The organism is Pseudomonas sp. PSPC2-3, from assembly GCF_049898265.1.
GTDB lineage: Bacteria > Pseudomonadota > Gammaproteobacteria > Pseudomonadales > Pseudomonadaceae > Aquipseudomonas > Aquipseudomonas veronii.
Map to the genome: position 1 here is coordinate 18,396 of NZ_JAFCXJ010000005.1, position 24,492 is coordinate 42,887.

Here is a 24,492-nt window from a genome sequence, read left to right on the forward strand (position 1 = left end):
ATGAGTGATATCCGCGCAATCGAAGTGCCCAAATGGGGACTGTCGATGGAAGAGGGCACGCTGACTGACTGGCTGATCGAGGAAGGCGACAGCTTCGCCGCGCAGCAGGAAGTCTGCGAGATTGAAACCAGCAAGATTTCCAACGTGATGCAGGCGCCTTTTGCCGGTGTGTTGCGGCGCAAAGTGGCGCAACCGGGGCAAACCATTCCCGTGGGCGGTGTGCTGGGGATTGTCGCCGACGCTTCGGTCAGCGATGCCGAGATCGATGCGTATCTGGCGCAGCGTGGCGTCGCTGAGCCGGCGCCAGTTTCTGAATCGGTACCCGCTGAGACCACGGCACAACCGCTGGTCAAGTTGGCCGCCAGCGCGCCGGCCGCTGCGTCGCAACCGTCGGTCAAGACGCCGGGTGCCTGGCAGGTGCCACAGGCGTTGCTGGGCGCCAGTGACGAAGCGTTGTTCGCCACGCCCCATGCATTGAAACTGGCGGCGCAGCTCAATATCAACCTGAGCCGGGTGCCTGGTTCGGGCCGTGAAGGGCGCATCAGCGTGGCGGATATTGAAGCCGCAGTGCGCGCCGAGGGCGGGCAAGTCGCCAGCCGAGCGGCTGCGCAAAAAGCCAATCAGGCCGCACCTTCGCGCCTCGATGACAGCCAGGTTCTCGCCACACCGGTGGCCCGGCGTCTGGCGCAGCAGTGGGGCATCAACCTCCACGACTGCCGCGTTACAGGCACTCGCGGTCGGGTGTGCAAGGCCGATGTGCTCCAAGCCCGGGGCGCCGATGCGGTGCCACAGGCCCAGGCTGCGCCGACGGTTGATAGTCGCGAGGCGTTTGAAACCCTGCCCATGAACGGCATGCGCAAGGCCATTGCCGCGCGCCTGCAAGCCTCCAAACGTGATGCGCCGCACTTTCGCCTGCATGCGGATTTTGATCTGGAGCGCTTGCTTGCATTGCGCGCTGAGATCAACGCCTCGGTGCCGGGGGTGAAAATCTCGGTCAACGATCTGCTGATCAAGGCTTGCGCCCAGGCGCTGGTCAAGGTGCCCGACGTCAATGTGCAATACGACGACGAGCGCCAGGAAGTACGGCGTTACCGCGATGCAGACATTTCCATTGCCGTGGCGCTGCCCGGTGGCCTGATCACGCCGATCATCCGCCAGGCCAACCGCAAGAGCCTGGCCGAAGTCTCCGGGGAAATGCTCAGCCTGGCGACCAGGGCCAAGGCCGGTACCTTGAAACCCGAGGAGTTCCAGGGTGGCACCTTCAGCATCTCCAACCTGGGCATGCTCGGTGTGCGCCAGTTCGACGCGATTATCAACCCACCCCAAGGGGCAATCCTGGCCATCGGCGCCGGAGAAAAGCGCGTGGTGGCCCATGAAGGACAACCTGCGGTACGCACGCAAATGAGCGTGTCGTTGTCTTGCGACCACCGGGTTATCGACGGTGCGTTGGGGGCGACCTTCCTCAAGGAACTCAAGCGCCTGGTGGAAAACCCCACCCTGATGCTGGTCTAGGAGTTGCCATGAGCGATCAATTTGATGTGCTGATTATCGGCGGTGGCCCTGGCGGATATGTGGCGGCGATTCGTGCCGCGCAACTGGGGCTCAATACCGCCCTGGTGGAAAAACAGCACTTGGGCGGTATCTGCCTGAACTGGGGCTGCATTCCCACCAAGGCCATGCTCAAGGGCGCGGAGGTGGCCCATACCTTGCGGCACCTGGAGGCCTTTGGTTTCAGCGCCGAGAACATTCAGTTCGATATCCAGAAACTGGTGGCCCACAGCCGGGACGTGTCGAAAACGCTCACCGGTGGTATTGCCTATTTGCTCAAGAAAAACGGTGTGACGGTGGTTGACGGCCGTGCCCGCGTGACTGCCAAGGGGCGTGTCAGTGTCACCTCGGGCGAGGGTGAGCGGGCCCTTGGGGCCAAGCACATCATCCTCGCCACCGGCGCCCGGCCGCGCTCGCTGCCGGCGATAGTGCCGGACGGGCAACGCATCTGGAGCTACTTCGAGGCGCTGGTGCCGCAGACCGTACCGGCGTCCTTGCTGATTGTGGGTTCGGGAGCCATTGGCGTGGAGTTTGCCAGCCTCTACCACGACCTGGGCTGCGCCGTGACCCTGGTGGAAGTGGCGCGCCAGATCATGCCGGTCGAAGACCAGGAAGTGGCCAGCCTGGTGCAGCGCGAGTTCGAACAGCGCGGTATCCGGGTGCTGACCCAGGCCACTGTGACCGAAGTATTCAGTGAGGCCGATCAGGCGCGCTGCACCTTGCGCCTGGCCGATGGTCGCGAAGAGGTGCTGGCGGTGGAGCGTGTGCTGCTGGCCGCCGGGATTCAGGCCAACACTGAAGACCTGGGGTTGGAGGCGCTGGGGGTGGAGATTGAGCGCGGGTTTATCAAGACAGACCCCTGGTGCCGCACCAATGTCGCCGGGCTCTACGCCATCGGCGATGTCGCTGGCGCGCCGTGCTTGGCTCACAAAGCCAGCCATGAAGGGGTGTTGTGTGTCGAGAAACTGGCCGGGGTGGACGGGGTTCACCCGCTGGACAAAGCCTTTATTCCGGGGTGCACCTACGCCCGTCCGCAAGTGGCCAGCCTGGGCCTGACAGAAGCGGCGGCCAGGGCCAGCGGCAAGCACCTGAACATTGGCCGATTCGACTATCAGGCCAACGGCAAGGCCCTGGCGTTGGGCGAGGCCAAGGGGTTTGTGAAGACCATTTTCGATGCGGACAGCGGCGAGTTGCTGGGGGCACATATGGTTGGGCCGGAAGTGACCGAGCAGATCCAGGGTTTTGGCATCGCCCATAGCCTGGAGGCGACTGCCCAGGCCTTGAGCCAGGTCATCTTCGCCCACCCGACATTGAGCGAAGCTATGCACGAAGCGGTGTTGGCCGCCAGTGGCAAGGCTCTGCATCAGTAAAAGACAGCGGTTCCGGAGTGTTGGAACCGCGATTGTTCATCCGCAGAAGGAAGCAGCGATGCAACGTTTTCAGAACAAAGTCGTATTGGTCACCGGCGCCGCAGCCGGCATCGGCGAAGCCACCGCGAGGCGTTTTGCCGATGAGGGTGCGAATGTGGTGTTGGCCGACTGGAACCTTGAAAAAGCCCAAGCGGTGGCCAGCGAGCTACCAGTCGACAAGGTGCTGGCGGTGAAGGTCGACGTGTCGAGCATGGCTTCTGTACAGCAGATGATCGACGCAACCATCGAGCGTTTCGGTCGGCTGGATGTGCTGGTCAATAACGCCGGCGTACATATTCCCGGCACCACCCTTGAAACCACGGAAGCCGACTGGCGCAAGATCGCCTCGGTGAACATCGACGGGGTGATTTTCTGCTCGAAGCTGGCGTTGCCGCACCTGATTCAAAGCAAGGGCAATATTGTCAGCACCGCCTCTGTTTCTGGGTTGGGCGGCGACTGGGGCGCGGCGTTCTACTGCGCGAGCAAGGGCGCGGTAGTCAACTTCACCCGGGCCCTGGCGCTGGATCACGGCGCCCAGGGTGTGCGTGCCAACGCGGTATGCCCAAGCCTGACGCGTACGGCGATGACCTGGGATTGGGAGCAGTCTATTCGTGACAAATTCAACGAGCGCATCCCGATGCAGCGCGAGGCCTTGCCCAGCGAAGTGGCGGCAGCGATTGCGTTTTTGGCCAGCCCGGATGCGAGTTTCGTCAATGGGGTGAACTTGCCGGTGGATGGGGGCGTGACGGCGTCTGATGGGCAGCCGAAGGTGTCCTGAATCGGGCTAGGATTTGCGCCACTGCACAGCACCACGTGCTCTAAGGCACCCGGGGAGGGTGCCTGGAGTTACCTGCCATTATCGGTGTGATCTCATGTCGACCCTGCTGTACAGCGCCATCCTGCTGGCGGCTGTGGGCATGAACTTCGGCTGGTCGCTGCGCTGCGCCCGGCGCCATAGCCTCCTGGGAATTTGCTGACGAAGGCGACGAGGCAGACCAGAAAACAATTGAACAGGGCGGCCTCCTCAGAAGGAAAACCCTCGTCTGCTTTTGGCACCGTGCTACCATCGACGCCATGACTTGCAGCAACATAATGTTGCAATGAACTTCAATAATCGGCCTTTCGCTGACTCATGACCTCCCCATTCGACTCGCAATCCGACTTGCCCATGATCCTGGTAGTGGACGATGAGCTGCGTTCGCGCGAATCGTTACGCCGGGTACTCGATCAGGAGTTCCAGGTGCTGCTGGCCGAGTCGGCCGGGCAAGCACGCGAACTGCTGGAACAGCATGTGGTCGCGGTGATCCTCTGCGACCAGCGCATGCCCCATGTCAGCGGTATCGAATTTCTCAAGGAAGTGCGCGAGCGCTGGCCGGGGGTGGTCCGCATCGTGCTGTCGGGCTACACCGATTCGGAAGACATCATCGCGGGCGTCAATCAGGCCGGTATCTATCAGTACCTGCTCAAGCCCTGGCTGCCTGAAAACCTGCTCAACACCGTGCGCAATGCGGTCGAGAGCCAATCGTTGCAAAACCATATGCAGCGGCTGGACCTGGAACTGCGCGCCGGTACGCCAGCGCTGCGTCGCCGCAGCCGCGAAACCCTGGAGCGGGTACGCGACACCTTCGATTTCTCGCGCATCGTGCGCAGCCCCGGCGGCCCGCTGGATGCGGTCTGTGAGTTGGCCGCCCGGGTCGCCCGCTATGATTTGTCGGTGCTGCTGCTGGGCGAATCGGGCACGGGCAAAGAACTGCTGGCCCGCGCCATCCATTACGCCAGCCCGCGTGCGAGTAATGCCTTTGTCATGGAGAACTGCGCGGCGCTGCCTGATACCTTGCTGGAGTCCGAGCTGTTCGGGCACAAGCGCGGCGCCTTCACCGGCGCGCATCAGGATCACATCGGGCTGTTCCAGCGTGCCAATGGCGGTACCTTGCTACTCGATGAAATCGGCGACACCTCGCCGGCTTTTCAGGTCAAGTTGTTGCGCGTCTTGCAAGAGGGCGAACTGCGCCCGGTCGGCGCCTCGAGCACGGTACGGGTCGATGTGCGGGTGATCGCGGCGACCCATCGCGACCTGGAGCAGGATGTCGCCACCGGACGTTTTCGCAGCGACCTTTATTACCGGCTGTCCACGGTCAGCCTGGGCTTGCCGCCGTTGCGCGAGCGCACCGCCGACCTGATGCCCATCGCCAAAAAGCTGCTCGACGATGCCCGCCTGGAACTGGACCTGCCAAACCTGCACTTCGCCGACGACGCCCTGGCGAGCCTGATCGGTTACCCGTGGCCCGGTAATATTCGCGAGTTGCGCAACGAAATCTACCGCGCCGCTGCGTTGTCGGAAGGCTCGCAAATCGGTGCTCATTCGTTTTCCTGGCGCGTCATGCAGGGCCAGGGACGCAACACCAACGACATACGCCTGTCGCCCCCCACGGGCACGTTGCAAGAACAACTGGACGCTATCGAAGCGACCATACTCAAGGAATCGCTGCTGCGTCACCGCTGGAACAAAACCCATGCGGCCCGTGAACTGGGCTTGTCGCGCGTGGGCCTGCGCCAGAAATTGCGCCGTCTTGGCCTGGAGGAAGCCCGATGAACACCCCATTCCGAGTGCTGTGGCTGCAATCGGGCGGTTGCGGTGGTTGCAACATGTCCTTGCTGTGCGCCGATACCCAGGATTTTTCCGCGATGTGGCGCAGTGCGGGGATTGAGTTGCTCTGGCATCCATCGCTGTCCCTTGAAAGCGGTGATCAGGTGCTGGATATCCTGGAGGACTGCCTGCAAGGTCGTACCCGGCTCGATGCCTTGTGCATCGAAGGCTCATTGCTGCGCGGCCCGCACGGCACCGGGCGCTTTCACATGCTGGCGGGCACCGATGCGCCGATGATCGACTGGGTGCGCAAACTCGCGGCGGTGGCCCAATACACCTTGGGCATCGGCACTTGTGCGGCCTACGGAGGCATCACCGCTGCGGGCAGCAACCCGACCGACGCCTGCGGCCTGCAATTTGACGGTGAGCATCGCGGCGGCCTGCTGGGTGCCGATTATCGGTCGTTGCGCGGCTTGCCGGTGATCAACGTGGCCGGTTGCCCGACGCACCCCGGCTGGGTGACCGACACCTTGATGGCGCTGGCCGCCGGGCTGTTCGCCGAGGCCGATCTGGACGTCATCGGGCGCCCGCGTTTCTACGCCGACCAACTGGTGCATCAGGGCTGCACGCGCAATGAGTTCTACGAATACAAAGCCAGTGCGGAAAAGCCCTCGGACCTGGGCTGCATGATGGAAAACCTCGGCTGCAAAGGCACCCAGGCCCACGGCGACTGCAATACCCGCCTGTGGAACGGCGAGGGCTCGTGTACCCGTGGCGGGTTTGCCTGCATCAACTGCACCGCCCCGGGCTTCGAAGAACCGGGGCACGCGTTTCAGCGCACGCCGAAGCTGGCGGGCATTCCCATCGGTTTGCCCATCGACATGCCCAAGGCCTGGTTCGTCGCCCTGTCGGCGCTGTCCAAGTCCGCCACCCCCAAGCGCGTCAAACAGAATGCGACGTCCGATCACCCGCTGATCGCGCCGTCGGTACGCACCCCCCGCCGTTAGGAGTTTGCATGTCACGTTTGGTGGTCGGCCCATTTAATCGGGTTGAAGGCGATCTGGAAGTACAACTGGACGTGGAAGATGGTCATGTGCGTTCGGCACGGGTCAACGCCACCATGTACCGTGGCTTCGAGCAAATCCTGCTGCAACACGCACCGCTCGATGCGCTGACCTACGCGCCACGCATCTGCGGAATCTGCTCGGTGTCGCAATCGATCGCCGCCGCCCGCGCCCTGGCCGGGCTGGCCGGTGTACAGCCGCCGGACAACGGCCTGCTGGCAATCAACCTGATGGCCGCCACCGAAAACCTCGCCGATCACTTGAGTCATTTCTACCTGTTTTTCATGCCGGATTTCGTGCGCCCGGTGTACGCCGAGCGCCCTTGGTATCCAGACGCGGTGGCGCGCTTTACCCCGCTTCAGGGCAGCCAGCAGCGCCTGGCCATTTCTGCGCGCAAACGCTGGCTGGATTTGATCGGCACACTGGGCGGCAAGTGGCCGCACACCGGCTCGATCCAACCGGGTGGCTCGACCCGCGCCATCGATGCCGCCGAGCGCCTGCGCCTGCTGACCCGCGTTCGCGAGTTCCGGCAGTTTCTGGAAAGCGAGCTGTTCGCCGCGCCGCTGGAGCGTATCAATGGTTTCACCAGCGAAAGCGAGCTCTGGGCATGGCACGCCGAAGCGCTGGGGCAGGGCGATTTCCGCCAATTTCTGCAAATCGCCCTGGACACCGGGCTTGAGCATCTGGGGCCGGGGCCGGGGCTGTATCTTTCCTACGGGGCGTATCCGCGAGCCGATGGCTCGATGGTGTTCCCGCGCGGCCTGTGGAATGGCGTCACCCAGTGTGCGCAAGCGCTGGACCTGGACGATATCCGCGAAGACAGCGCGCATGCCTGGCTCGACGACGCTGGCGGCCCGCGCCACCCGGCCGACGGGCAAACCCAGCCGTTGATGGAAAAAACCGACGCGTATACCTGGAACAAAGCCCCGCGCCTGGCCGGCGCGGTGCTGGAAACCGGCGCCATTGCGCGTCAGTTGATTGCCGGCCAAGCGCTGCTGCGCGATGCCGTGGCACGCTGTTCGGCAACGGTTTATACCCGCCTGCTCGCGCGTTTGCTGGAGTTGGCGCAGGTGGTGCCGCTGATGGAAAGCTGGTTGATCGCCCTGCGCCCCGGCGAGCCGTATTACCGCGCCGCAGCATTACCCGACAAAGGCCGCGCGGTCGGCCTGACCGAAGCGGCACGTGGCGCACTGGGGCATTGGCTGGAGGTGGAGCACGGGAAAATCGCCCGCTACCAGATCATCGCCCCGACCACCTGGAACTTCTCGCCACGCGATGCCCGGGGCCAGCCTGGGGCATTGGAACAAGCCTTGCAGGGTGCTCCCGTGCTACCCGGCGAAAAAAGCCCGGTAGCGGTGCAACATATCGTTCGTTCTTTTGACCCGTGCATGGTTTGCACGGTGCATTGAAAAGGAAATCCCATGGAACGCCTGACCATTTCCCTGGACCGTGGCCTCGCTGAGGAACTGGACGCGCTGATTCGCGACCAGGGTTACCACAACCGTTCCGAGGCCATGCGCGACATTTTGCGGCGGCATATCGAACAGGCGCGCCTGGAACAAGGCCAGGCGCCGCATTGCGTGGCCAACCTGAGCTTCGTTTACGATCACCATTCGCGCACCCTTACCGAACGGGTGATGGACCTGCAGCACGCGCATCATCACCTGACCATTGCCAGCCAGCATGTGCATCTGGATCACGACAACTGCCTGGAAAGCCTGATGCTCAAGGGCTCGTCCGATGAAGTGCGCGATTTCGCCCATCGCGTGTGCGCCGAACGCGGCGTGCGTCATGGCTCGCTGAACCTGATCCCGGTGGAGCAGGGTGCGAGCCACGAGCAAGTCCACAGCCACCTGCATCTGCACCCTAAAAGCTGACGACCATGGCCCGTAAACCGCCACCCGGCAGCCTCGACGAAGACGCCTGGATCGAAGTCATCGCGAGGATGGACGAGGTCTATTCCAAGCTGGTGCAAGATGAAATCGCCCTGGAAGAGAAGAACGTCGAACTGGAGCAGTCGCAGCAGTTCATCGCCGGGTTACTGTCGTCGATGTCCGACGTGTTGCTGGCCTGCGACCCGCAAGGGCGCATCGAGGAGAGCAACAGCGCGCTGCGCACGCTGGTCGGCCGTGATGAACAGTCATTGTCCGGCAGCCCGGCCTATGTCTTGTTGGCCGACCCCCACAGTGAAACCCAGTTGCGCCAGACCCTCGCCAGCCTGCGCCATCCCAACGCCAGCGCCTCGCTGGAGGTCAACTTCAAGGATGTCAACGGCGCGCCGGTGCCCGTGGACGTCAGTTGCACCGTGCGCAGCACGGGCAACGGACGCTTTATCGGGCACGTGCTGGTGGGGCGACCGCTGGGCGAACTCCAGCACGCGTATCGCCAACTGCACGAGGCCCACGAGGCGCTCAAGCGCACTCAACAGCAACTGTTGCACGCGGAAAAAATGGCCTCGCTGGGGCGCCTGGTGGCTGGTGTCGCCCACGAACTGAACAACCCCATCAGCTTCGTGCTGGCCAACGCGCATGTGCTCGACAGCTATGGCAAACGCCTGCAGCAGTACCTGCAAGCGGTCCACGGCGGCGAGTCGCACGCCGGTCTTCAAGCCTTGCGCCAACAGCTACGCATCGATCCGCTGCTGAGCGATTTGCCGTCGTTGATCGAGGGCAGCATGGAAGGCGCGCAACGCACCGCCGACATCGTCAGCGCCCTGAAGCGCTTCTCGGCGGTGGATCGTGAAGCGCTGGGCGAGGTCGACCTCAATGACGTCATCGAGCGCGCCATCCACTGGGTCTGCCGTGGCGTCGCGCCCGATCTGCAGGTGCATTGGCAGGCCGTTGACACGCCGCCGGTGCGCGGCAATGCCGGGCAACTGCTGCAAGTGCTGATGAACCTGATGCAGAACGCCTACGATGCCGCGCAAGCGGCCAACCAGGCCTTGCCGACAGTCTGGATCGAGGTGACCCAGGAGCCGGGCTGGGTCACCCTGCGTTTACGCGACAACGGTGCGGGCATCGCAGAGAAACACCTGAGCCAGGTGTTCGACCCGTTCTTCAGCACCAAGTCCGTGGGCAAAGGCACGGGCCTGGGCCTGTCGATCAGCTACGGCATCATCGAACGCTGTGGCGGTCGGATGGTGGCCGCCAATCACCCCGAGGGCGGTGCGCAGTTCACCGTGACGCTGCCCGAAGCCGGGCCCGCCTGAGCCGATAATCCGGCAGCGGCGCTGGAAGCTCATTGTCCAGTTATCGGCTCGGCTGGACAGTCACTGTCCAGCCGCCATGTTCTGCGAGCGCCCGACCACGCCTGAATGGTACTCGGCACGCAAACTGGCACAGGGTTTGTATGAGGTTTTTTCGTTTCTTCATACTTGAACCCATCTTTCTGGAGTTCGCATGCCCTTGCATCCTGTTTCACCGACTCGTGCGCCTTTGACGTTCAAACATCGCGTCCTGGCCATTTTCGCCGGCCTGGTCGCTGCCAACCTGCTGGCCTGGGCCTGGGCTTTCACGGCCTTCCATGACTATCCGCTGTTGCTCGGCACCGCCTTTCTGGCCTACAGCTTCGGCCTGCGCCATGCCGTGGATGCCGATCACATCGCCGCCATCGACAACGCCACCCGCAAGCTGATCCAGGAAGGCCGGCAGACCGCGAGTGTCGGCCTGTTTTTCTCGCTCGGGCACAGCACCGTGGTGATCCTGGCTTCGCTCGGCATCGCACTGACGGCCACGGCGTTCAAAAGCGAAATCGAAGCCTTTCACGGCCTCGGCGGGCTGATTGGCACCTCGGTGTCTGCCGCCTTCCTGTTGCTGGTGGCGTTGATCAACCTGCTCATCCTGCGCTCGGTGTACCAGGCGTTTGGCCGCGTGCGGCGCGGCGAACGGATCGGCGAGCAAGAAATGAACGCGATACTCACCGGCGGTGGCCCCATCGCCCGACTGTTGCGCCCGCTGTTCCGCCTGATCAGCCGTCCCTGGCACCTGTATCCGCTGGGCCTGCTGTTCGGCCTGGGTTTTGATACCGCCACGGAAATCGGCCTGCTGGGGATCGCTGCGGTGCAAGCCTCGCAGAGCCTGCCGATCTGGTCGATTCTGGTGTTCCCGGCGCTCTTCACGGCCGGCATGGCGCTGGTCGACACCGCCGACAGCGTGATGATGACCGGTGCTTACCACTGGGCACTGGTCAACCCGGCACGCAAGCTCTATTACAACCTGACCATCACGTCCATGTCGGTGTTGGTGGCATTGCTGGTGGGCGGGGTGGAAGTGCTCGGGCTGATCGCGGCGCGCTGGGATCTGCACGGCGGTGTGTGGGATTTCATCACTGCGCTGACCGACAACTTCGGCATGATCGGCTACCTGATCGTCGGGATATTCATCCTGACCTGGGCCGTTTCCGTGTTGTTCTACCGCTTCAAGGGCTACGACCGCCTGGACGCGACGCCCGCCTGAGCCTTCTCTTCCTTTCAGCGCCTGGCGAGGTTCTCTCGCCAGCCACTTGCCAAGCCGGACATATGGTTTCCAGGCTGCATAAATAGTGGAAACAAACATTCCAGCTTAGGTTTGTTACAAGGTGTCTCAATGCGCTCGGTAAAAAAGTAAAAGTCCTTTAAAAACAGATAGATAAATTAATTAGTAAGCAATTTATCTACACCGCGGCGAAATGGCACAGGTCTTGTACTTACCAGATAACTGAACGTCATGGGTTACCCGCATGTTTCCAGCAGCCGTCGCAATCATGCCCAGGCTGCAGCCTCAACACCCCATAGAACTGATGGCCTTTGTAGCCGACGGCATGGCGCCTGACTCACCTGGTCGGGCACAGATTTCCAACACACCGAGTGCAGCCCCCGTTGAAGCACCTTCTCGGGGAGGAGAAATAAAGTAATGGAAACGTTTTACGAGGTGATGCGCAGACAAGGCATCTCGCGCCGCAGCTTTCTCAAATTTTGTTCCTTGACCGCAACGTCGCTGGGGCTGGGCCCGGCATTCATGCCCAAAATCGCCTGGGCCATGGAGAACAAGCCACGCACGCCAGTCCTCTGGCTGCACGGCCTGGAATGCACCTGTTGCTCGGAGTCATTCATCCGCTCCGCGCATCCGCTGGCCAAGGACGTGGTGCTGTCGATGATCTCCCTGGATTACGACGACACCTTGATGGCCGCCGCCGGGCATCAGGCCGAGGCGATCCTTGACGAGGTCATGACCAAGTACAAGGGCAACTACATCCTGGCCGTCGAGGGCAACCCGCCACTGAACCAGGACGGTATGAGTTGCATCATTGGCGGCAAGCCCTTCGTCGAGCAGTTGAAGCGCGTTTCACGCGATGCCAAGGCGATCATTTCCTGGGGCTCCTGCGCCAGTTGGGGCTGCGTACAGGCCGCCAAGCCGAACCCGACCCAGGCGGTGCCGATTCACAAGGTCATCACCGACAAACCGATCATCAAAGTGCCGGGCTGCCCGCCGATCGCCGAAGTCATGACCGGGGTGATCACCTACATGCTGACCTTCGACCGCATTCCTGAGCTGGACCGTCAGGGCCGGCCGAAAATGTTCTACAGCCAGCGCATTCACGACAAGTGCTACCGCCGTCCGAACTTCGACGCCGGTCAGTTCGTCGAGTCCTGGGACGACGACGCGGCGCGCAAGGGCTACTGCCTTTACAAAGTCGGCTGCAAAGGCCCGACCACCTACAACGCCTGCTCGACCGTGCGTTGGAATGGCGGCACCAGCTTCCCGATTCAGTCCGGCCACGGCTGCATCGGTTGTTCGGAGGAGGGGTTCTGGGACAAGGGCTCGTTCTATCAGCACTTGAGCGGCATCAACCAGTTTGGCGTTGAAGCGAACGCGGACGAAATCGGCCTGGTTGCCGGCGTCACCGTCGGCGCAGCGATCACTGCCCACGCTGCCGTCACCGCCCTCAAACGCGCCAGCAACGGCAAAGCGCCCACTACCTCGCCCGACGCCCCAGCGACAAGACAGGAATAAGCACCAATGAGCACCTATTCGACTCAGGGTTTCGACCTCAACAACACAGGCCGACGTATCGTTGTCGACCCTGTGACCCGTATCGAAGGCCACATGCGCGTCGAGGTCAACCTCGATGCCAACAACGTTATCCGCAACGCCGTTTCCACCGGCACCATGTGGCGCGGCCTCGAAGTCATCCTCAAGGGCCGCGACCCACGTGACGCCTGGGCATTCGTGGAGCGCATCTGCGGCGTCTGCACCGGTTGCCACGCGCTGGCCTCGGTGCGCTCGGTAGAGGACGCGCTGGGCATTCGCATCCCGCCGAACGCGCACTTGATTCGCGAGATGATGGCCAAGACCCTGCAAGTCCATGACCACGCCGTGCATTTCTACCACCTGCATGCACTGGACTGGGTGGACGTGGTGTCTGCGCTCAAGGCTGACCCCAAGCGCACCTCGGAATTGCAGCAGACCGTTTCGCCGGCTCACCCGTTGTCTTCGCCGGGTTATTTCCGCGACGTGCAAAACCGTCTGAAGAAGTTCGTCGAAAGCGGTCAGCTCGGGCCGTTCATGAATGGTTACTGGGGCAACCCGGCTTACCAACTGCCGCCTGAAGCCAACCTGATGGCCGTGACCCATTACCTTGAAGCCCTCGACCTGCAGAAAGAGTGGGTGAAGATCCATACCATCTTCGGTGGCAAGAACCCGCACCCCAACTACCTGGTCGGCGGCGTGCCCTGCGCGATCAATATCGATGGCGACCTGGCCGCCGGTGCGCCGTTGAATATGGAACGCCTGAACTTCGTGCGGGCGCGCATCGACGAAGCGCTGACCTTCTGCCGCAACGTGTATGTGCCGGACGTGCTGGCCATTGGCACTATCTACAAGCAAAAAGGCTGGCTGCACGGCGGCGGTTTGTCGGCGACCAACGTGATGGATTACGGCACCTACGCCAAGGTCAATTACGACGACAGCACCAACCAATTGCCGGGCGGGGCGATCCTCAACGGTAACTGGGACGAAATCCTGCCTGTCGACGCGCGCGACCCCGAGCAAGTGCAAGAGTTCGTGACCCACTCCTGGTACAACTACCCGGACAACGACAAGGGCCTGCACCCGTGGGACGGCATCACCGAGCCGAACTACGAGCTGGGCGCCAAGACCAAGGGCACCCGCACCAACATCGAAGAAGTCGACGAAAGCGCCAAATATTCGTGGGTCAAATCGCCGCGCTGGCGCGGTCATGCCATGGAAGTCGGGCCGTTGGCGCGTTACATCCTGGGCTATGCCCATGCCCTCAAAGGCAACCCGCATTGCCAGCGGGTCAAGGAACAACTGGAAGGTTCGCTGCGAGCCGTCAACCTCGACTTGCCAAAAGCCCTGGGCCTGGCGGAAACCAACCTCAGTGCCAAGCAACTGTTGCCCAGCACGATCGGCCGAACGCTGACCCGCGCCCTGGAAGCCGAGTACTGCGCAGAAATGATGGTCGACGACTGGAACGAGTTGATGACCAATATCCGCAACGGCGACCGTGCCACCGCCAACGTCGAAAAATGGGACCCGTCCACCTGGCCTGCCGAGGCCAAAGGGGTCGGCATCGTTGCCGCGCCACGCGGCGCACTCGGCCACTGGATCCGGATCAAGAACGGCAAGATCGAGAACTACCAGTGCGTCGTGCCCAGCACCTGGAACGGCAGCCCGCGTGACGCCAAGGGCCAGATCGGTGCTTTCGAGGCCGCGCTGATGAACACGCCGGTGGCCGTCCCCGATCAGCCCGTGGAAATCCTGCGCACGCTGCATTCCTTCGACCCTTGCATGGCCTGCGCCACCCACGTGATGAGCGAGGACGGCGCGGAGCTGAGCACAGTCAAGGTCAGTTGATCGATTGTTCAACGCTGCATTCGGCAGGCGCCACGGCGCCTGCCCATCCAAAGGTGACGCTATGACCCAACCTACTCAAAGCCCCCTCGACGCGTCGGAATACGTGTACGAGGCGCCCGTGCGCCTGTGGCACTGGATCAATGCCGCCTGCATTGTGGTGCTGGCCATCACCGGCTACCTGATCGGTTCGCCGCTGGCGACCCAACCGGGCGAAGCCAGCGACCATTTCGTGATGGGCTACATCCGCTTTGCGCATTTCAGCGCGGCGTACATTTTCACCATCGCCATGATCGGGCGCGCCTATTGGGCGCTGGTGGGCAATCACCACGCCCGCGAACTGTTCTCGGTGCCGCTGACCAGCAAGGTCTACTGGACCGACATGCTCGCTTGGGTGCGCTACTACCTGTTCATCGGGCCGACGCCAAAACCGATGTTCGGCCACAACCCGCTGTCGCGTTTCGCGATGTTTTTCATCTTCTTGCTGTCCTCGCTGTTCATGATCCTGACCGGCTTCGCGCTGTATGGCGAAGGCGCGCAAATGGGCTCCTGGCAGGAACGCACCTTCGGTTGGGTACTGCCGCTGCTGGGGCAATCCAACAATGTGCATGTCCTGCATCACTTGGGCATGTGGGTGATTGTGCTATTCGTCATGTTCCACATCTATGCCGCCGTGCGCGAAGAAATCAACGGGCGCCTGAGCTTGGTCGGGGCAATGATTTCCGGCTACAAGACCTTTAAAAAATGACCAGAATGGTAGAAACCGCCATGAGTCCTCTCCAACCGACACTGCCGCAGATCACTGTGCTGGGCATCGGCAATCTCCTGTGGGCCGACGAAGGCTTCGGCGTTCGTTGCGTCGAAGCCTTGCAACAGCGTTATGAGTTCGCCGACAACGTGGCGCTGATCGATGGCGGCACGCAAGGCCTGTACTTGATCCAGCATGTCCAGCAAGCCGATTACCTGCTGATTTTCGACGCCGTGGATTACAACCTCGCGCCTGGCGAACTGAAGTTCATCGCCGACGACGATGTCCCCAAATTCCTCGGCATCAAAAAGCTCAGCCTGCACCAGACCGGCTTTCAGGAGGTGCTGATGCTCGCGCAACTGACCGGCCATTACCCGACACGCGTGCTGCTGATCGGTTGCCAGCCGGAAAACATGATGGACTACGGCGGCAGCCTGCGCCCCAGCGTCAGGGCCGCCATGGAAGGTGCGCTGGATGAGGCGCTGCGCGTGCTCGAGGGTTGGGGCGCGGCACCGCACAAGCGCGCCTCGCCACTCGCGGGTGAAGAGGCGGTGACCCTGCCGCACCTCGAGCTGCAACGCTACGAAAACGAACGCCCGTCCGAACAGCAAGCCTGCCGGATCGGCGACGAACGCATCCTCGCCAGGCGCGCCTGATATGTGCATCGGATTGCCCATGCAAGTGATCGCGGCCGAGTTGGGCTTCGCCCGCTGCCGCGACCGCCACGGCGAAGAACGCCGTATCGACCTGTCACTGGTCGGCCCGTGTGCGGTCGGCGACTGGCTGTTGATCTTTCTCGACGCCGCCCGTGAACGCCTCGACGCCCAACGCGCCAGCGAAATCGACTCCACCCTGCGCCTGCTCGAAGCGGCCCTGTTCGGCACGGCCCCGCAGCCCGACAGCGTGCCGGGTTTCAGCCTGCCCTCGGCCATGAACGCCGAGCAACTGGCGGCCTTGTTGGGCCACGCGTCGCCACCCCTTGCGCCTGCCGCGCTCACCCCACCTCAACCGTCAGTCAAGGACCCCACATGAGCGACTCCGCTGTTTTCATGGCGCCCATTCCCGTGACACCCGCCATCCCGGCCTTGATCAGCCGGCTGGTGGAGCAATTCGACGCGACCTGGATCGACGCCGACAACCTCGATGCCTGGCTTGCCGAAGGGGGCGACTGCCTGTTGCTGCTGTGCGGTGACCCGGTACGCCATCCCGAATGCCTGGACGTGGCCGTGGTGTTGCCGGAACTGCGCGTGGAAATCGCGCGCCGCCACCAATTGAGCCTGCGCCTGGGCGTGGTCGGTCGCGCCGATGAAGAAGCCATCGCCGCGCGCTTTGCCGTGCGCCGCTGGCCGTCGCTGGTGTGGCTGCGCGATGCGGGTTACGTCAGCACCTTCAGCGGCATGCTCGACTGGGACGAATACCTGCGCCTGGCGGAAGCTGCCGTGAGCCAAAGCAACGCGCGCATTCCATTGCTTGCCGGTGCCCCGGTCAGCGCCCCCGGAGGTTGCCAATGAACCACGATGCCAATCACCGCGATGCACAAAGCCACGCCGTGGAGTTCGATCCGCTGAGCTACATCCCCGTGGTGGATATTGGCCCCGGCTCGCAACCCGACGATGAGGACGTGCTCGAATACATCAGCATGCCTCAGGGCATGTATACCCATAGCATTCCGGTGCTGCCCGAACCTGAAGAGCTTGCGGCGCTGCCCGGTGCGCGGCACGCGTTGCAAGCGTTGCTGCAATGCCTGCGCGACTGCAATAACGGCCTGACCACGCAAAGTGTCGACCTCAGTGGCCTGGAAACAGGCGACCGCAAGCTGCTCGACCAATTGCTGGGCGAAGGCGAGGTCAGCGCGATCATTGCCGCGCAGCCGTCGTTGCGTATCCAGGAATCGATCTTCGCCGGCGTATGGCGCATCTACGGCCAGGGCTACGATCACGTCGAAGTGGGCGCCGCGCCTTCGCAACTGCGCGGCAATGCCCGCGCGGCGGCCCGACCGGCGGATTTCGACTTGTCGTCAGCGTTGCCGCTGGGCGTCATGAACGCCCCGGCGATCCTGACCGAGGTACAAGACCGCAGCCAACACTGGCAACCCGGCGATCAGGTGCATGTCATCAACCTGACCTTGCTGCCGTTGTCCGAACAGGACATCGCCTTCCTCGACGCCTACTTGCCCGCCGGCCCGGTGCGCGCCTTGGCCCGTGGCTATGGCAATTGCCTGATCAGCGCGACCCGGATACAGAACTGCTGGCGCATCACGTACTTCAACTCACAGGATGCGCAGATCCTCGACACCATCGAAATCACCGACCTGCCGGAAGTGATCTGCGCCGCCCCCGAAGACCTGGCCGACTCACTGGAGCGCTTCGAAGACGTTATCCAGTGGTTCGAAGGGCAGTGAGGTCACGATGAACGAAAAAACCGGCTTCGAAGGCAGCTACGGCGGCGACAACGCGCGGATCAGCGACGCCACCCGCCTGGAATGCAAAATCTGCTGGTGGGTGTATGACCCGCGCGACGGCGACCCGGTCTGGCAGATTGAGCCGGGTACGCCGTTCTCCGCATTGCCGGAACATTGGCGTTGCCCGAATTGCGATGGCGATGCCGAGCAGTTCATGGTGATCGATGAACCTGTCTGAGCGCCAAGACGGCCCGGCGCAACAGGCACAAACCCTGTGCGCGCACTTCCAGGGCATCGCCGAGACACGCATGCGCGGGTTGCCGTTTCTCAATCAACAGCTGGCGGTCGAGGCGGTGGGCTTCAGCGCGCAAATCGCCGGGGAAAACGCGGCAACCGGGGTGCTGGGTGTTCTGATCAGCCCTTGGTTCATGAACCTGATCTGGCTGCCGGAGAACCGCGACACACTCCTGGCCCAGGGGGCGTCAGGCGAACATCAATTTGGCGGGCAGTGCCTGACCTTCATTGGCGCAGACGGCGAAGGCATCGGTGGCTACGAGAGCTGTTCGCTGTTTTCACCGATGTTTGAATTTGCCGATCAGGACGCGGCCCGGCAAACCGCCGAACAGGTGCTGGCGCTGTTGCGGGACGCGCCCGAACGCGCACCCGAACGCCCGGCCATCAGCCGCCGTGGCTTGCTGTTCGGACGCGTGTCCGGGGGCGCGCAATGACCGCCATGGCAAGCTTGGCGCGGCTCGGCGGCTCATTGCGGGTGCGTCCCGGTCAGCAGCCCGCGATTGTCGGCGGGCGTCCGGCGCTGGCCGCCACCTTGTTGCGCGGCCAGCCGCCACAGACTGCCGCGCACCACTTGCCGTTGCTCTATAGCCTGTGCGGGCAAGCGCACCGCTTGACCGCAGCGTTGGCCGTCGACACCGCACTGCATGGCGAAACCCCCATCGACCCCAACACCCAGCGCATGCTGGAGGCCGAAACCCGCCGCGAGCATGTGCGGCGTATGCTGCTCGAATGGCCGCGGTTGCTGGGTAACCCGTCGGTGCGCCCCGATCTCAGCCTACTGCATGCCTGGGAACACGCCCCGCAACAGGCGATGGCCGCCTGGCTGGGCGAATCGGTGGCGCAATGGCTTGAACGGTGGGACGCCGAGCCGTTCAGCGCGCTCGATGAGTGGAGCCAGCGCAGCGATCATTGGCTGGCGCACGCCCTGGCCGATTGCCGCGAGGATGCCCACGCCCTGCAACTGCCGGTGCATGCCCTGTCGCTGGCCGGCAACACCCAAGCGCTGCAGGTGGTGGCCGCCCAACTGCGAGAGGCCAGCGATTTTGCGTTGCATCCGGTGGCCTTCGGGCTACCCTGTGAGACGGGCAGTTGGACCCGCGCGCGTGAGGCCGACCCACAACGCTACGCCAGCGTCTGGCTGCGTCTGGGCGCGCGCCTCGCCGAACTGGCGCGGCTCTCGCTGCCACAGCCCGCTGGCTTGGCACTCGGCGCATTGGCGCTGGGGCCCGACGAGGCGTTGGCCTGGAGCGAAACGTCGCGCGGCCTGTTGTTGCACCGGGTCTGTCTGGAGCGAATGAATGCCGGTGTGTTGATCCGCGACTATCAGGTCATCGCGCCGACCGAATGGAACCTTCATCCCCACGGCGCGCTGGCCCAGGGTTTGGCGACGATGTCAGCCGGCGATCCGGCCACGCGACGTCGCGCTGAGCTGTTGATCGCGGCTTTCGACCCGTGCATCGGCTTCACCCTTGAGCTTGAAGCCGTACCGAGCGAGGACATTATTCATGCATGAAGTGAGTCTGGCGGGCGGCATTCTCAGCGCCGTCGAGGCGGCGGCCAGGCGCGATCCGTTCGTGCGGGTCAGCCGCCTGCGCCTGGAGGCCGGCAAGCTGGCCGGCGTTGAAATCGAGGCGCTGCGTTTCGCCCTTGAAGCACTGGCGCCCGGCACCTTGCTGGCCGGTGCGCAAATCGACATTGAACAACCCCCGGGCCAGGCCTGGTGCCTGGATTGCGCCATCAGCGTGCCGCTGATCGAGCGCGGCGCCGGCTGCCCGCAATGCGGCGGCTTTTGGCTGCAACCCACCGGTGGGACTGAATTGCGCATCCTCGACCTGCAGGTCGAGGATCATTAATCGTTTGATTTTGGAGGTACACCATGTGCGTCGTCTGCGGTTGCGGAACCGGGCATTCACACGACAAGACCGAAGCTCCGGCCACCGATAGCGATGTGCAGGTCGACGCTACCGGCGACCTGCATTACGGCGCGGGTCAGGCGCGGGTTTCAGTGCCCGGCATGAGCCAGGCCCGCACCATCCGCCTGGAGCAAGACATCCTCGGCGAAAACGACCGGCACGCCGCGCGTAACCGGGAAAACTTCACCGCCCACGGCGTACTGGCCCTCAATCTGGTGTCCAGCCCCGGTTCCGGCAAGACCACCCTGTTGTGCAGCACCCTCATGGCCCTGCGCCAGCGCCGCGCCGACTTGCCGCTGGCGGTGATCGAGGGCGATCAGCAAACCCGTCACGACGCCGAGCGCATCCGCGAAACCGGCGTACCCGCGATCCAGATCAACACCGGCAAAGGCTGCCACCTCGATGCCCGGATGATCACCGAAGCCTACAGCCGCCTGCCGCTGCACGACGCGCTGCACGCGGCCGGTCACACGCATCAGTCGCCTATGCATAGCCACGTTGATCAGCAGCCGCACGCCCACGTACAGACTCAACAGCATCAACACAGCCATCACGCCCATGACGGCGGTGAGCCGGCCGGCATGCTGTTCATCGAGAACGTCGGCAATCTGGTCTGCCCCGCGCTCTGGGATCTGGGCGAGGCGGGCAAAGTGGCGATCCTGTCGGTGACCGAGGGCGAAGACAAACCCCTCAAGTACCCGGACATGTTCGCCGCAGCGCGCCTGATGATCCTCAACAAGATCGACCTGTTGCCGCACCTGGATTTCGACGTGCAGCGCTGCCTGGACTATGCGCGACAGGTCAACCCGCAGATCCAGATCATCCAGCTCAGCGCCCGCGACGGCACCGGGCTGGATGCCTGGCTCGACTGGTTGCTGGCCGGCGCCCCCGCGGTTGACCGCCGCGCCGCGCGCATCGCCGAACTGGAAGCTGAACTGGCCCGCCTCAAAGCTCAGGTGGAGGCCCCGCATGCGTAGCGAAAAACTGCCCGGCGCGCAGGTCTGGCCGCCGGTGCTGGCCTGTGGCGCGTGGCTGAAGAACACCGCCTGCCTGTTGCAGGGCGATCAGGTGCTGTGGTCGCCACTCCACGGTGACTTGGGCGACCCGCAAAGCTGCCTGGACCTGGCGGCGTCGTTGGACGCTCTGTTGGCGTGCGCTGAAGTCACGCCGCAAGCCATCGCCCATGACTTGCACCCGGATTTCTATAGCTCGCAACTGGCGGTGACGCTGGCGGAAAAACTCAACGTGCCCGCCGTAGCCGTGCAGCATCACCACGCGCACATTGCCGCGCTGATGGCCGAACATGGCCTCGACGGCCCGGTACTCGGCCTGGCGCTGGACGGCGTGGGCCTTGGCAGCGATGGCGCAGCCTGGGGCGGCGAGTTGCTCTGGGTGGCCAGCGATGCCTGGCGCCGACTTGGCTATCTATTGCCGCTGCCGCTGCCCGGTGGCGATGTGGCCGCCCGCGAACCCTGGCGCCTGGCCGCCGCGGCGCTGCACCTGCTGGGGCGCGACGATGAAATCCTCAGGCGGCTCGGGCCGCTGGTCGGCGAACAAAGCGCGAACACTGTCGCGCAGATGCTCGCGCGCAATCTCAACTGCCCGCCGAGCAGTGGCGCCGGCCGCTGGTTCGATGCTGCTGCGGGGATTCTCGGCATCAGCGTGCGTCAACAATTCGAGGCCGAGGCGGCCATTGCCCTGGAGCGTCTGGCCGCTGAATACCTGGCAACCCACGCCGAGCCCGTCATCGACGGCCTGTGGCATCTCCGCGCTGACGGCGTGCTCGATCTGCTCCCGCTGCTGACCCGCCTGTTCGAACTCGCCGACAGCGCACGCAGCGCAGAAGGCGCGGCGCTGTTTCACCTGACGCTGGCCGCCGCTCTCGCTGACTGGGTCGAGCACCAATCCACCACGCTGCCGGTGCTGCTCGGGGGCGGATGCTTCGCCAATCGCCTGCTCAGTGCCCGGCTCACGCAACGATTGAGCGCCAGGGGCTTAGCGGTTTTCAGCGCGCAGGCTGTGTCGTGCGGCGATGCCGGGCTGGCCCTGGGTCAAGCCTGGGTTGCCGCGCACTGGCGCGACCCGCAGCGCCAACCCGCTTTGCCATTGAAGGAATCCCAAGCATGTGCCTAGCCATTCCCGCACGCGTGATCGAATTGCGCGCCGGCGATAACGCACTCGTCGACTTGGGCGGTATCCGCAAGGAAATCTCCCTAGCGCTGGTGCCGCAAGCCCAGGTCGACGACTACGTGATCGTCCACGTCGGTTACGCCCTCGGCCTGATCGATCCCGAAGAAGCCCAGCGGACCCTGGCCATGTTCGAAGAACTGGACCGCCTGCAACCGGAAGCCCTATGAAGTACATCGATGAATACCGCGACGGCGAACTGGCACAACGCATTGCCGAGCGCATCCGCGACGAAGTCCGGCCGGAACGCCAATACCGCTTCATGGAATTCTGTGGCGGCCACACCCATGCGATATCGCGTTACGGCGTGAGCGATTTGCTGCCCGCCAATGTCCGCATGATCCACGGCCCCGGCTGCCCGGTGTGTGTCTTGCCGATTGGGCGTATCGACCTGGCGGTGAAGCTGGCGCTGGAGGACGGAGCGATCCTCTGCAGCTATGGCGACACCCTGCGCGTGCCGGCGTCCGGTGGCCTCTCGCTGCTGCGCGCCAAGGCACAAGGCGCGGATATCCGCATGATCTACTCGCCCAGCGATGCGCTGAAAATCGCTGAGGCCAACCCCGAGCGTGAAGTGGTGTTCCTGGCCATTGGCTTCGAAACCACCACGCCGCCGACCGCCCTGGTGATCCGCGACGCCGCCGCTCGCGGCCTGAAAAACTTCAGCGTGCTGTGCTGCCATGTCCTGACCCCGGCGGCCATCGAGCATATCCTTGCGGCCCCCGGGCAAGATCCGGCGGCGGTGGAACTGGACGGCTTCGTCGGCCCGGCGCATGTGAGCATTATCATTGGCTCCGAACCCTACGCCGAGTTCGCCCGCCGATACCGCAAGCCGGTGGTGATTGCCGGTTTCGAACCGCTGGACGTGATACAGGCGATTTTGATGCTGGTGCGCCAGGTCAACGACGGGCGCGCCGAGGTCGAAAACGAATTCGTCCGCGCCGTCGGCCGCAATGGCAACAGCGCCGCCCAGACCTTGATGGACGAGATCTTCGAACTGCGTGAGAGCTTCGAATGGCGCGGGCTTGGCGAGGTGCCGTTCAGCGCCTTGCGCATTCGCGCGAAATTCGCCGCCTTCGATGCAGAAAAACGCTTCGACCTGCATTACCGCGCCGTGGCCGATAACAAAGCCTGCGAATGCGGGCCGATCCTGCGCGGCCAGAAAAAGCCCACCGACTGCCGCCTGTTCGGCAGCGTATGCACCCCGGAAAACCCCATGGGCTCGTGCATGGTCTCCAACGAAGGCGCCTGCGCCGCTCATTACGCCTACGGGCGCTATAAAGACATCGAGGTTGTTGCAGTATGACCGGCCGTTCCCCCGTAAAACGCGGTTATGTACGCCCCCTCAATTTTCGCGACGGCGTGGTCGATATGGGCCACGGTGCTGGCGGGCGCGCTTCGGCGCAGTTGATCGAAGAGCTATTTGTCGCCGCCTTCGACAACCCGTGGTTGCGCCAGGGCAACGATGGCGCCGCCTTCAGCCCGGAACTCAAACCCGGCGAACGCATGGTCATGGCCACCGACGCACACGTGGTGTCGCCGCTGTTTTTCCCTGGTGGCGACATTGGCAGCTTGTCTGTGCATGGCACCCTCAACGACGTCGCCATGGGCGGCGCGCGGCCGCTTTATCTCTCTGCCAGCTTCATCATCGAGGAGGGCTTTGCCCTCGCTGACCTCAAGCGCATCGTTGAGTCGATGGGCCGCGCCTCCCGCGATGCCGGGGTGCCGATCATCACCGGCGACACCAAAGTCGTGGAACGCGGCAGTGGCGACGGCGTGTTCATCAGCACCACCGGCATCGGCATTATCCCCAACGGGGTCGACACGGGCGGGCATCGCGCACGCCCCGGCGATGCGATATTGGTGTCCGGCAGCATCGGCGAACACGGTGTGGCGATCATGTCCAAGCGAGAAGGGCTGACGTTCGAGACCGAAATCCTGTCTGACAGTGCGGCGCTGCATGGCTTGGTGGCGCAGATGCTCGCGGTCGCTCCCGGCCTGCGCGTACTGCGCGACCCGACCCGAGGCGGTTTGGCGACCACGCTGAACGAAATTGCCGGTCAGTCCGGAGTCGGCATGCTGTTGGACGAAGCGGCGATTCCCGTGCTGCCGCAGGTTGAAGCCGCCTGCGAACTGTTGGGCCTGGACCCGCTGTACATCGCCAACGAGGGTAAGCTGATCGCAATCTGCGCCGAAGAAGACGCCCAGCCGCTGCTCGACTGTATGCGCCTCAACCCGTTGGGCGAACATGCGGTGCGTATCGGCACGGTCCTTGAAGACGCCCACGGTTTTGTGCAGATGCAGACCCGATTCGGCGGGCGCAGGGTGGTGGACTGGTTGTCGGGCGAACAGCTGCCGAGAATCTGCTGAGGCCCTGAAGCCTTGAATCAGCAACGAACGGCGGCATCCTCCAGTTGCCGCCATGCGTTCCGCAACCCTGCCAAGTCGGCAGGGGGGTAAGGCTGACAAACGGCAGGACGGTGAGAGCCCCCTC

25 protein-coding genes are annotated in these 24,492 nt (G+C 63.5%); all 25 read left to right on the forward strand.

All coding sequences use genetic code 11. From position 1 onward, the window contains the following. Entirely contained in the window at positions 1 to 1,512 is a 1,512-nt protein-coding gene (locus tag ACP7E3_RS12710) for a 2-oxo acid dehydrogenase subunit E2 (RefSeq protein WP_046383273.1), read from the forward strand. Positions 1,513 to 1,520: 8 nt separating this feature from the next. Continuing rightward, a complete protein-coding gene (lpdA, locus tag ACP7E3_RS12715) occupies positions 1,521 to 2,918 on the forward strand; it encodes a dihydrolipoyl dehydrogenase (RefSeq protein WP_128191487.1) in 1,398 nt (465 codons plus the stop codon). A 58-nt stretch (positions 2,919 to 2,976) separates the two neighbouring features. Then, positions 2,977 to 3,735 (forward strand): SDR family NAD(P)-dependent oxidoreductase, encoded by a 759-nt coding sequence (locus ACP7E3_RS12720; protein WP_046487322.1) that lies wholly within the window; start codon positions 2,977 to 2,979, stop codon positions 3,733 to 3,735. Between the two features lie 354 nt (positions 3,736 to 4,089). Continuing rightward, entirely contained in the window at positions 4,090 to 5,550 is a 1,461-nt protein-coding gene (locus ACP7E3_RS12725; protein WP_017845584.1) for a sigma-54-dependent transcriptional regulator, read from the forward strand. Next, positions 5,547 to 6,551, forward strand: coding sequence for a HupU protein (locus tag ACP7E3_RS12730; RefSeq protein ID WP_046484070.1), 1,005 nt, complete (start codon positions 5,547 to 5,549; stop codon positions 6,549 to 6,551). Before ACP7E3_RS12725 ends, ACP7E3_RS12730 begins: the two co-directional genes overlap by 4 nt. An 8-nt stretch (positions 6,552 to 6,559) precedes the next feature. After that, positions 6,560 to 8,017: a nickel-dependent hydrogenase large subunit gene (locus ACP7E3_RS12735; RefSeq protein WP_426123255.1), complete on the forward strand. Its 1,458-nt coding sequence runs from the start codon at positions 6,560 to 6,562 to the stop codon at positions 8,015 to 8,017. Positions 8,018 to 8,029: 12 nt separating this feature from the next. Beyond that, positions 8,030 to 8,485, forward strand: a complete 456-nt coding sequence (gene nikR / locus ACP7E3_RS12740) for a nickel-responsive transcriptional regulator NikR (protein ID WP_017845587.1) — start codon at positions 8,030 to 8,032, stop codon at positions 8,483 to 8,485. Positions 8,486 to 8,490: 5 nt separating this feature from the next. Beyond that, positions 8,491 to 9,816, forward strand: a complete 1,326-nt coding sequence (locus ACP7E3_RS12745) for a PAS domain-containing sensor histidine kinase (RefSeq protein WP_046383279.1) — start codon at positions 8,491 to 8,493, stop codon at positions 9,814 to 9,816. A gap of 190 nt (positions 9,817 to 10,006) precedes the next feature. Continuing rightward, positions 10,007 to 11,062, forward strand: a complete 1,056-nt coding sequence (locus tag ACP7E3_RS12750) for a HoxN/HupN/NixA family nickel/cobalt transporter (RefSeq protein WP_057004039.1) — start codon at positions 10,007 to 10,009, stop codon at positions 11,060 to 11,062. Positions 11,063 to 11,497: 435 nt separating this feature from the next. After that, positions 11,498 to 12,598, forward strand: a complete 1,101-nt coding sequence (locus ACP7E3_RS12755; RefSeq protein WP_017845590.1) for a hydrogenase small subunit — start codon at positions 11,498 to 11,500, stop codon at positions 12,596 to 12,598. A gap of 6 nt (positions 12,599 to 12,604) precedes the next feature. Beyond that, positions 12,605 to 14,461, forward strand: a complete 1,857-nt coding sequence (locus tag ACP7E3_RS12760) for a nickel-dependent hydrogenase large subunit (protein WP_017845591.1) — start codon at positions 12,605 to 12,607, stop codon at positions 14,459 to 14,461. Positions 14,462 to 14,522: 61 nt separating this feature from the next. Beyond that, positions 14,523 to 15,206, forward strand: a complete 684-nt coding sequence (gene cybH, locus ACP7E3_RS12765) for a Ni/Fe-hydrogenase, b-type cytochrome subunit (RefSeq protein WP_046383281.1) — start codon at positions 14,523 to 14,525, stop codon at positions 15,204 to 15,206. Positions 15,207 to 15,226: 20 nt separating this feature from the next. Next, positions 15,227 to 15,862: a HyaD/HybD family hydrogenase maturation endopeptidase gene (locus tag ACP7E3_RS12770; protein WP_046484246.1), complete on the forward strand. Its 636-nt coding sequence runs from the start codon at positions 15,227 to 15,229 to the stop codon at positions 15,860 to 15,862. A gap of 1 nt (position 15,863) precedes the next feature. After that, complete coding sequence (locus ACP7E3_RS12775; protein WP_017845594.1) at positions 15,864 to 16,238, forward strand: HypC/HybG/HupF family hydrogenase formation chaperone; 375 nt, start codon at positions 15,864 to 15,866, stop codon at positions 16,236 to 16,238. Next, entirely contained in the window at positions 16,235 to 16,717 is a 483-nt protein-coding gene (locus tag ACP7E3_RS12780; RefSeq protein ID WP_017845595.1) for a hydrogenase, read from the forward strand. Before ACP7E3_RS12775 ends, ACP7E3_RS12780 begins: the two co-directional genes overlap by 4 nt. Continuing rightward, positions 16,714 to 17,607, forward strand: a complete 894-nt coding sequence (locus ACP7E3_RS12785; RefSeq protein WP_426123259.1) for a hydrogenase expression/formation protein — start codon at positions 16,714 to 16,716, stop codon at positions 17,605 to 17,607. The genes ACP7E3_RS12780 and ACP7E3_RS12785 overlap by 4 nt, the downstream gene beginning before the upstream one ends. A gap of 7 nt (positions 17,608 to 17,614) precedes the next feature. Then, the gene (locus ACP7E3_RS12790; protein WP_017845597.1) at positions 17,615 to 17,845 is read left to right on the forward strand and encodes a rubredoxin; all 231 of its coding nucleotides are present in this window, start codon (positions 17,615 to 17,617) and stop codon (positions 17,843 to 17,845) included. Next, entirely contained in the window at positions 17,832 to 18,335 is a 504-nt protein-coding gene (gene hybE, locus ACP7E3_RS12795; RefSeq protein ID WP_017845598.1) for a [NiFe]-hydrogenase assembly chaperone HybE, read from the forward strand. Before ACP7E3_RS12790 ends, hybE begins: the two co-directional genes overlap by 14 nt. Continuing rightward, complete coding sequence (locus ACP7E3_RS12800) at positions 18,332 to 19,414, forward strand: HoxV (protein ID WP_046383284.1); 1,083 nt, start codon at positions 18,332 to 18,334, stop codon at positions 19,412 to 19,414. Before hybE ends, ACP7E3_RS12800 begins: the two co-directional genes overlap by 4 nt. After that, a complete protein-coding gene (locus ACP7E3_RS12805; protein WP_046383285.1) occupies positions 19,407 to 19,754 on the forward strand; it encodes a hydrogenase maturation nickel metallochaperone HypA in 348 nt (115 codons plus the stop codon). The genes ACP7E3_RS12800 and ACP7E3_RS12805 overlap by 8 nt, the downstream gene beginning before the upstream one ends. A 23-nt stretch (positions 19,755 to 19,777) precedes the next feature. Further along, the gene (gene hypB / locus ACP7E3_RS12810; protein WP_046383286.1) at positions 19,778 to 20,791 is read left to right on the forward strand and encodes a hydrogenase nickel incorporation protein HypB; all 1,014 of its coding nucleotides are present in this window, start codon (positions 19,778 to 19,780) and stop codon (positions 20,789 to 20,791) included. After that, entirely contained in the window at positions 20,784 to 21,947 is a 1,164-nt protein-coding gene (locus ACP7E3_RS12815; RefSeq protein WP_426123263.1) for a carbamoyltransferase HypF, read from the forward strand. Before hypB ends, ACP7E3_RS12815 begins: the two co-directional genes overlap by 8 nt. Then, positions 21,938 to 22,171, forward strand: coding sequence for a HypC/HybG/HupF family hydrogenase formation chaperone (locus tag ACP7E3_RS12820; RefSeq protein WP_017845603.1), 234 nt, complete (start codon positions 21,938 to 21,940; stop codon positions 22,169 to 22,171). The genes ACP7E3_RS12815 and ACP7E3_RS12820 overlap by 10 nt, the downstream gene beginning before the upstream one ends. Further along, the gene (hypD, locus tag ACP7E3_RS12825; protein WP_079443710.1) at positions 22,168 to 23,304 is read left to right on the forward strand and encodes a hydrogenase formation protein HypD; all 1,137 of its coding nucleotides are present in this window, start codon (positions 22,168 to 22,170) and stop codon (positions 23,302 to 23,304) included. Before ACP7E3_RS12820 ends, hypD begins: the two co-directional genes overlap by 4 nt. Beyond that, entirely contained in the window at positions 23,301 to 24,368 is a 1,068-nt protein-coding gene (gene hypE / locus ACP7E3_RS12830; RefSeq protein ID WP_046484092.1) for a hydrogenase expression/formation protein HypE, read from the forward strand. The genes hypD and hypE overlap by 4 nt, the downstream gene beginning before the upstream one ends. Positions 24,369 to 24,492: the final 124 nt, after the last annotated feature.

What these genes read in the sequence shown, in the direction of transcription:
- ACP7E3_RS12775 (WP_017845594.1), top strand. Translation starts at nt 15,864, where the DNA reads ATGTGCATCGGATTGCCCATGCAAGTGATCGCGGCCGAGTTGGGCTTC.
- ACP7E3_RS12815 (WP_426123263.1), top strand. Translation starts at nt 20,784, where the DNA reads ATGCGTAGCGAAAAACTGCCCGGCGCGCAGGTCTGGCCGCCGGTGCTG.
- ACP7E3_RS12780 (WP_017845595.1), top strand. Translation starts at nt 16,235, where the DNA reads ATGAGCGACTCCGCTGTTTTCATGGCGCCCATTCCCGTGACACCCGCC.
- ACP7E3_RS12745 (WP_046383279.1), top strand. Translation starts at nt 8,491, where the DNA reads ATGGCCCGTAAACCGCCACCCGGCAGCCTCGACGAAGACGCCTGGATC.
- ACP7E3_RS12770 (WP_046484246.1), top strand. Translation starts at nt 15,227, where the DNA reads ATGAGTCCTCTCCAACCGACACTGCCGCAGATCACTGTGCTGGGCATC.
- ACP7E3_RS12730 (WP_046484070.1), top strand. Translation starts at nt 5,547, where the DNA reads ATGAACACCCCATTCCGAGTGCTGTGGCTGCAATCGGGCGGTTGCGGT.
- ACP7E3_RS12750 (WP_057004039.1), top strand. Translation starts at nt 10,007, where the DNA reads ATGCCCTTGCATCCTGTTTCACCGACTCGTGCGCCTTTGACGTTCAAA.
- ACP7E3_RS12725 (WP_017845584.1), top strand. Translation starts at nt 4,090, where the DNA reads ATGACCTCCCCATTCGACTCGCAATCCGACTTGCCCATGATCCTGGTA.
- ACP7E3_RS12755 (WP_017845590.1), top strand. Translation starts at nt 11,498, where the DNA reads ATGGAAACGTTTTACGAGGTGATGCGCAGACAAGGCATCTCGCGCCGC.
- ACP7E3_RS12790 (WP_017845597.1), top strand. Translation starts at nt 17,615, where the DNA reads ATGAACGAAAAAACCGGCTTCGAAGGCAGCTACGGCGGCGACAACGCG.
- ACP7E3_RS12820 (WP_017845603.1), top strand. Translation starts at nt 21,938, where the DNA reads ATGTGCCTAGCCATTCCCGCACGCGTGATCGAATTGCGCGCCGGCGAT.
- nikR (WP_017845587.1), top strand. Translation starts at nt 8,030, where the DNA reads ATGGAACGCCTGACCATTTCCCTGGACCGTGGCCTCGCTGAGGAACTG.
- ACP7E3_RS12720 (WP_046487322.1), top strand. Translation starts at nt 2,977, where the DNA reads ATGCAACGTTTTCAGAACAAAGTCGTATTGGTCACCGGCGCCGCAGCC.
- ACP7E3_RS12760 (WP_017845591.1), top strand. Translation starts at nt 12,605, where the DNA reads ATGAGCACCTATTCGACTCAGGGTTTCGACCTCAACAACACAGGCCGA.
- hypE (WP_046484092.1), top strand. Translation starts at nt 23,301, where the DNA reads ATGACCGGCCGTTCCCCCGTAAAACGCGGTTATGTACGCCCCCTCAAT.
- ACP7E3_RS12735 (WP_426123255.1), top strand. Translation starts at nt 6,560, where the DNA reads ATGTCACGTTTGGTGGTCGGCCCATTTAATCGGGTTGAAGGCGATCTG.
- hypD (WP_079443710.1), top strand. Translation starts at nt 22,168, where the DNA reads ATGAAGTACATCGATGAATACCGCGACGGCGAACTGGCACAACGCATT.
- hybE (WP_017845598.1), top strand. Translation starts at nt 17,832, where the DNA reads ATGAACCTGTCTGAGCGCCAAGACGGCCCGGCGCAACAGGCACAAACC.
- ACP7E3_RS12785 (WP_426123259.1), top strand. Translation starts at nt 16,714, where the DNA reads ATGAACCACGATGCCAATCACCGCGATGCACAAAGCCACGCCGTGGAG.
- ACP7E3_RS12800 (WP_046383284.1), top strand. Translation starts at nt 18,332, where the DNA reads ATGACCGCCATGGCAAGCTTGGCGCGGCTCGGCGGCTCATTGCGGGTG.
- cybH (WP_046383281.1), top strand. Translation starts at nt 14,523, where the DNA reads ATGACCCAACCTACTCAAAGCCCCCTCGACGCGTCGGAATACGTGTAC.
- ACP7E3_RS12710 (WP_046383273.1), top strand. Translation starts at nt 1, where the DNA reads ATGAGTGATATCCGCGCAATCGAAGTGCCCAAATGGGGACTGTCGATG.
- hypB (WP_046383286.1), top strand. Translation starts at nt 19,778, where the DNA reads ATGTGCGTCGTCTGCGGTTGCGGAACCGGGCATTCACACGACAAGACC.
- lpdA (WP_128191487.1), top strand. Translation starts at nt 1,521, where the DNA reads ATGAGCGATCAATTTGATGTGCTGATTATCGGCGGTGGCCCTGGCGGA.
- ACP7E3_RS12805 (WP_046383285.1), top strand. Translation starts at nt 19,407, where the DNA reads ATGCATGAAGTGAGTCTGGCGGGCGGCATTCTCAGCGCCGTCGAGGCG.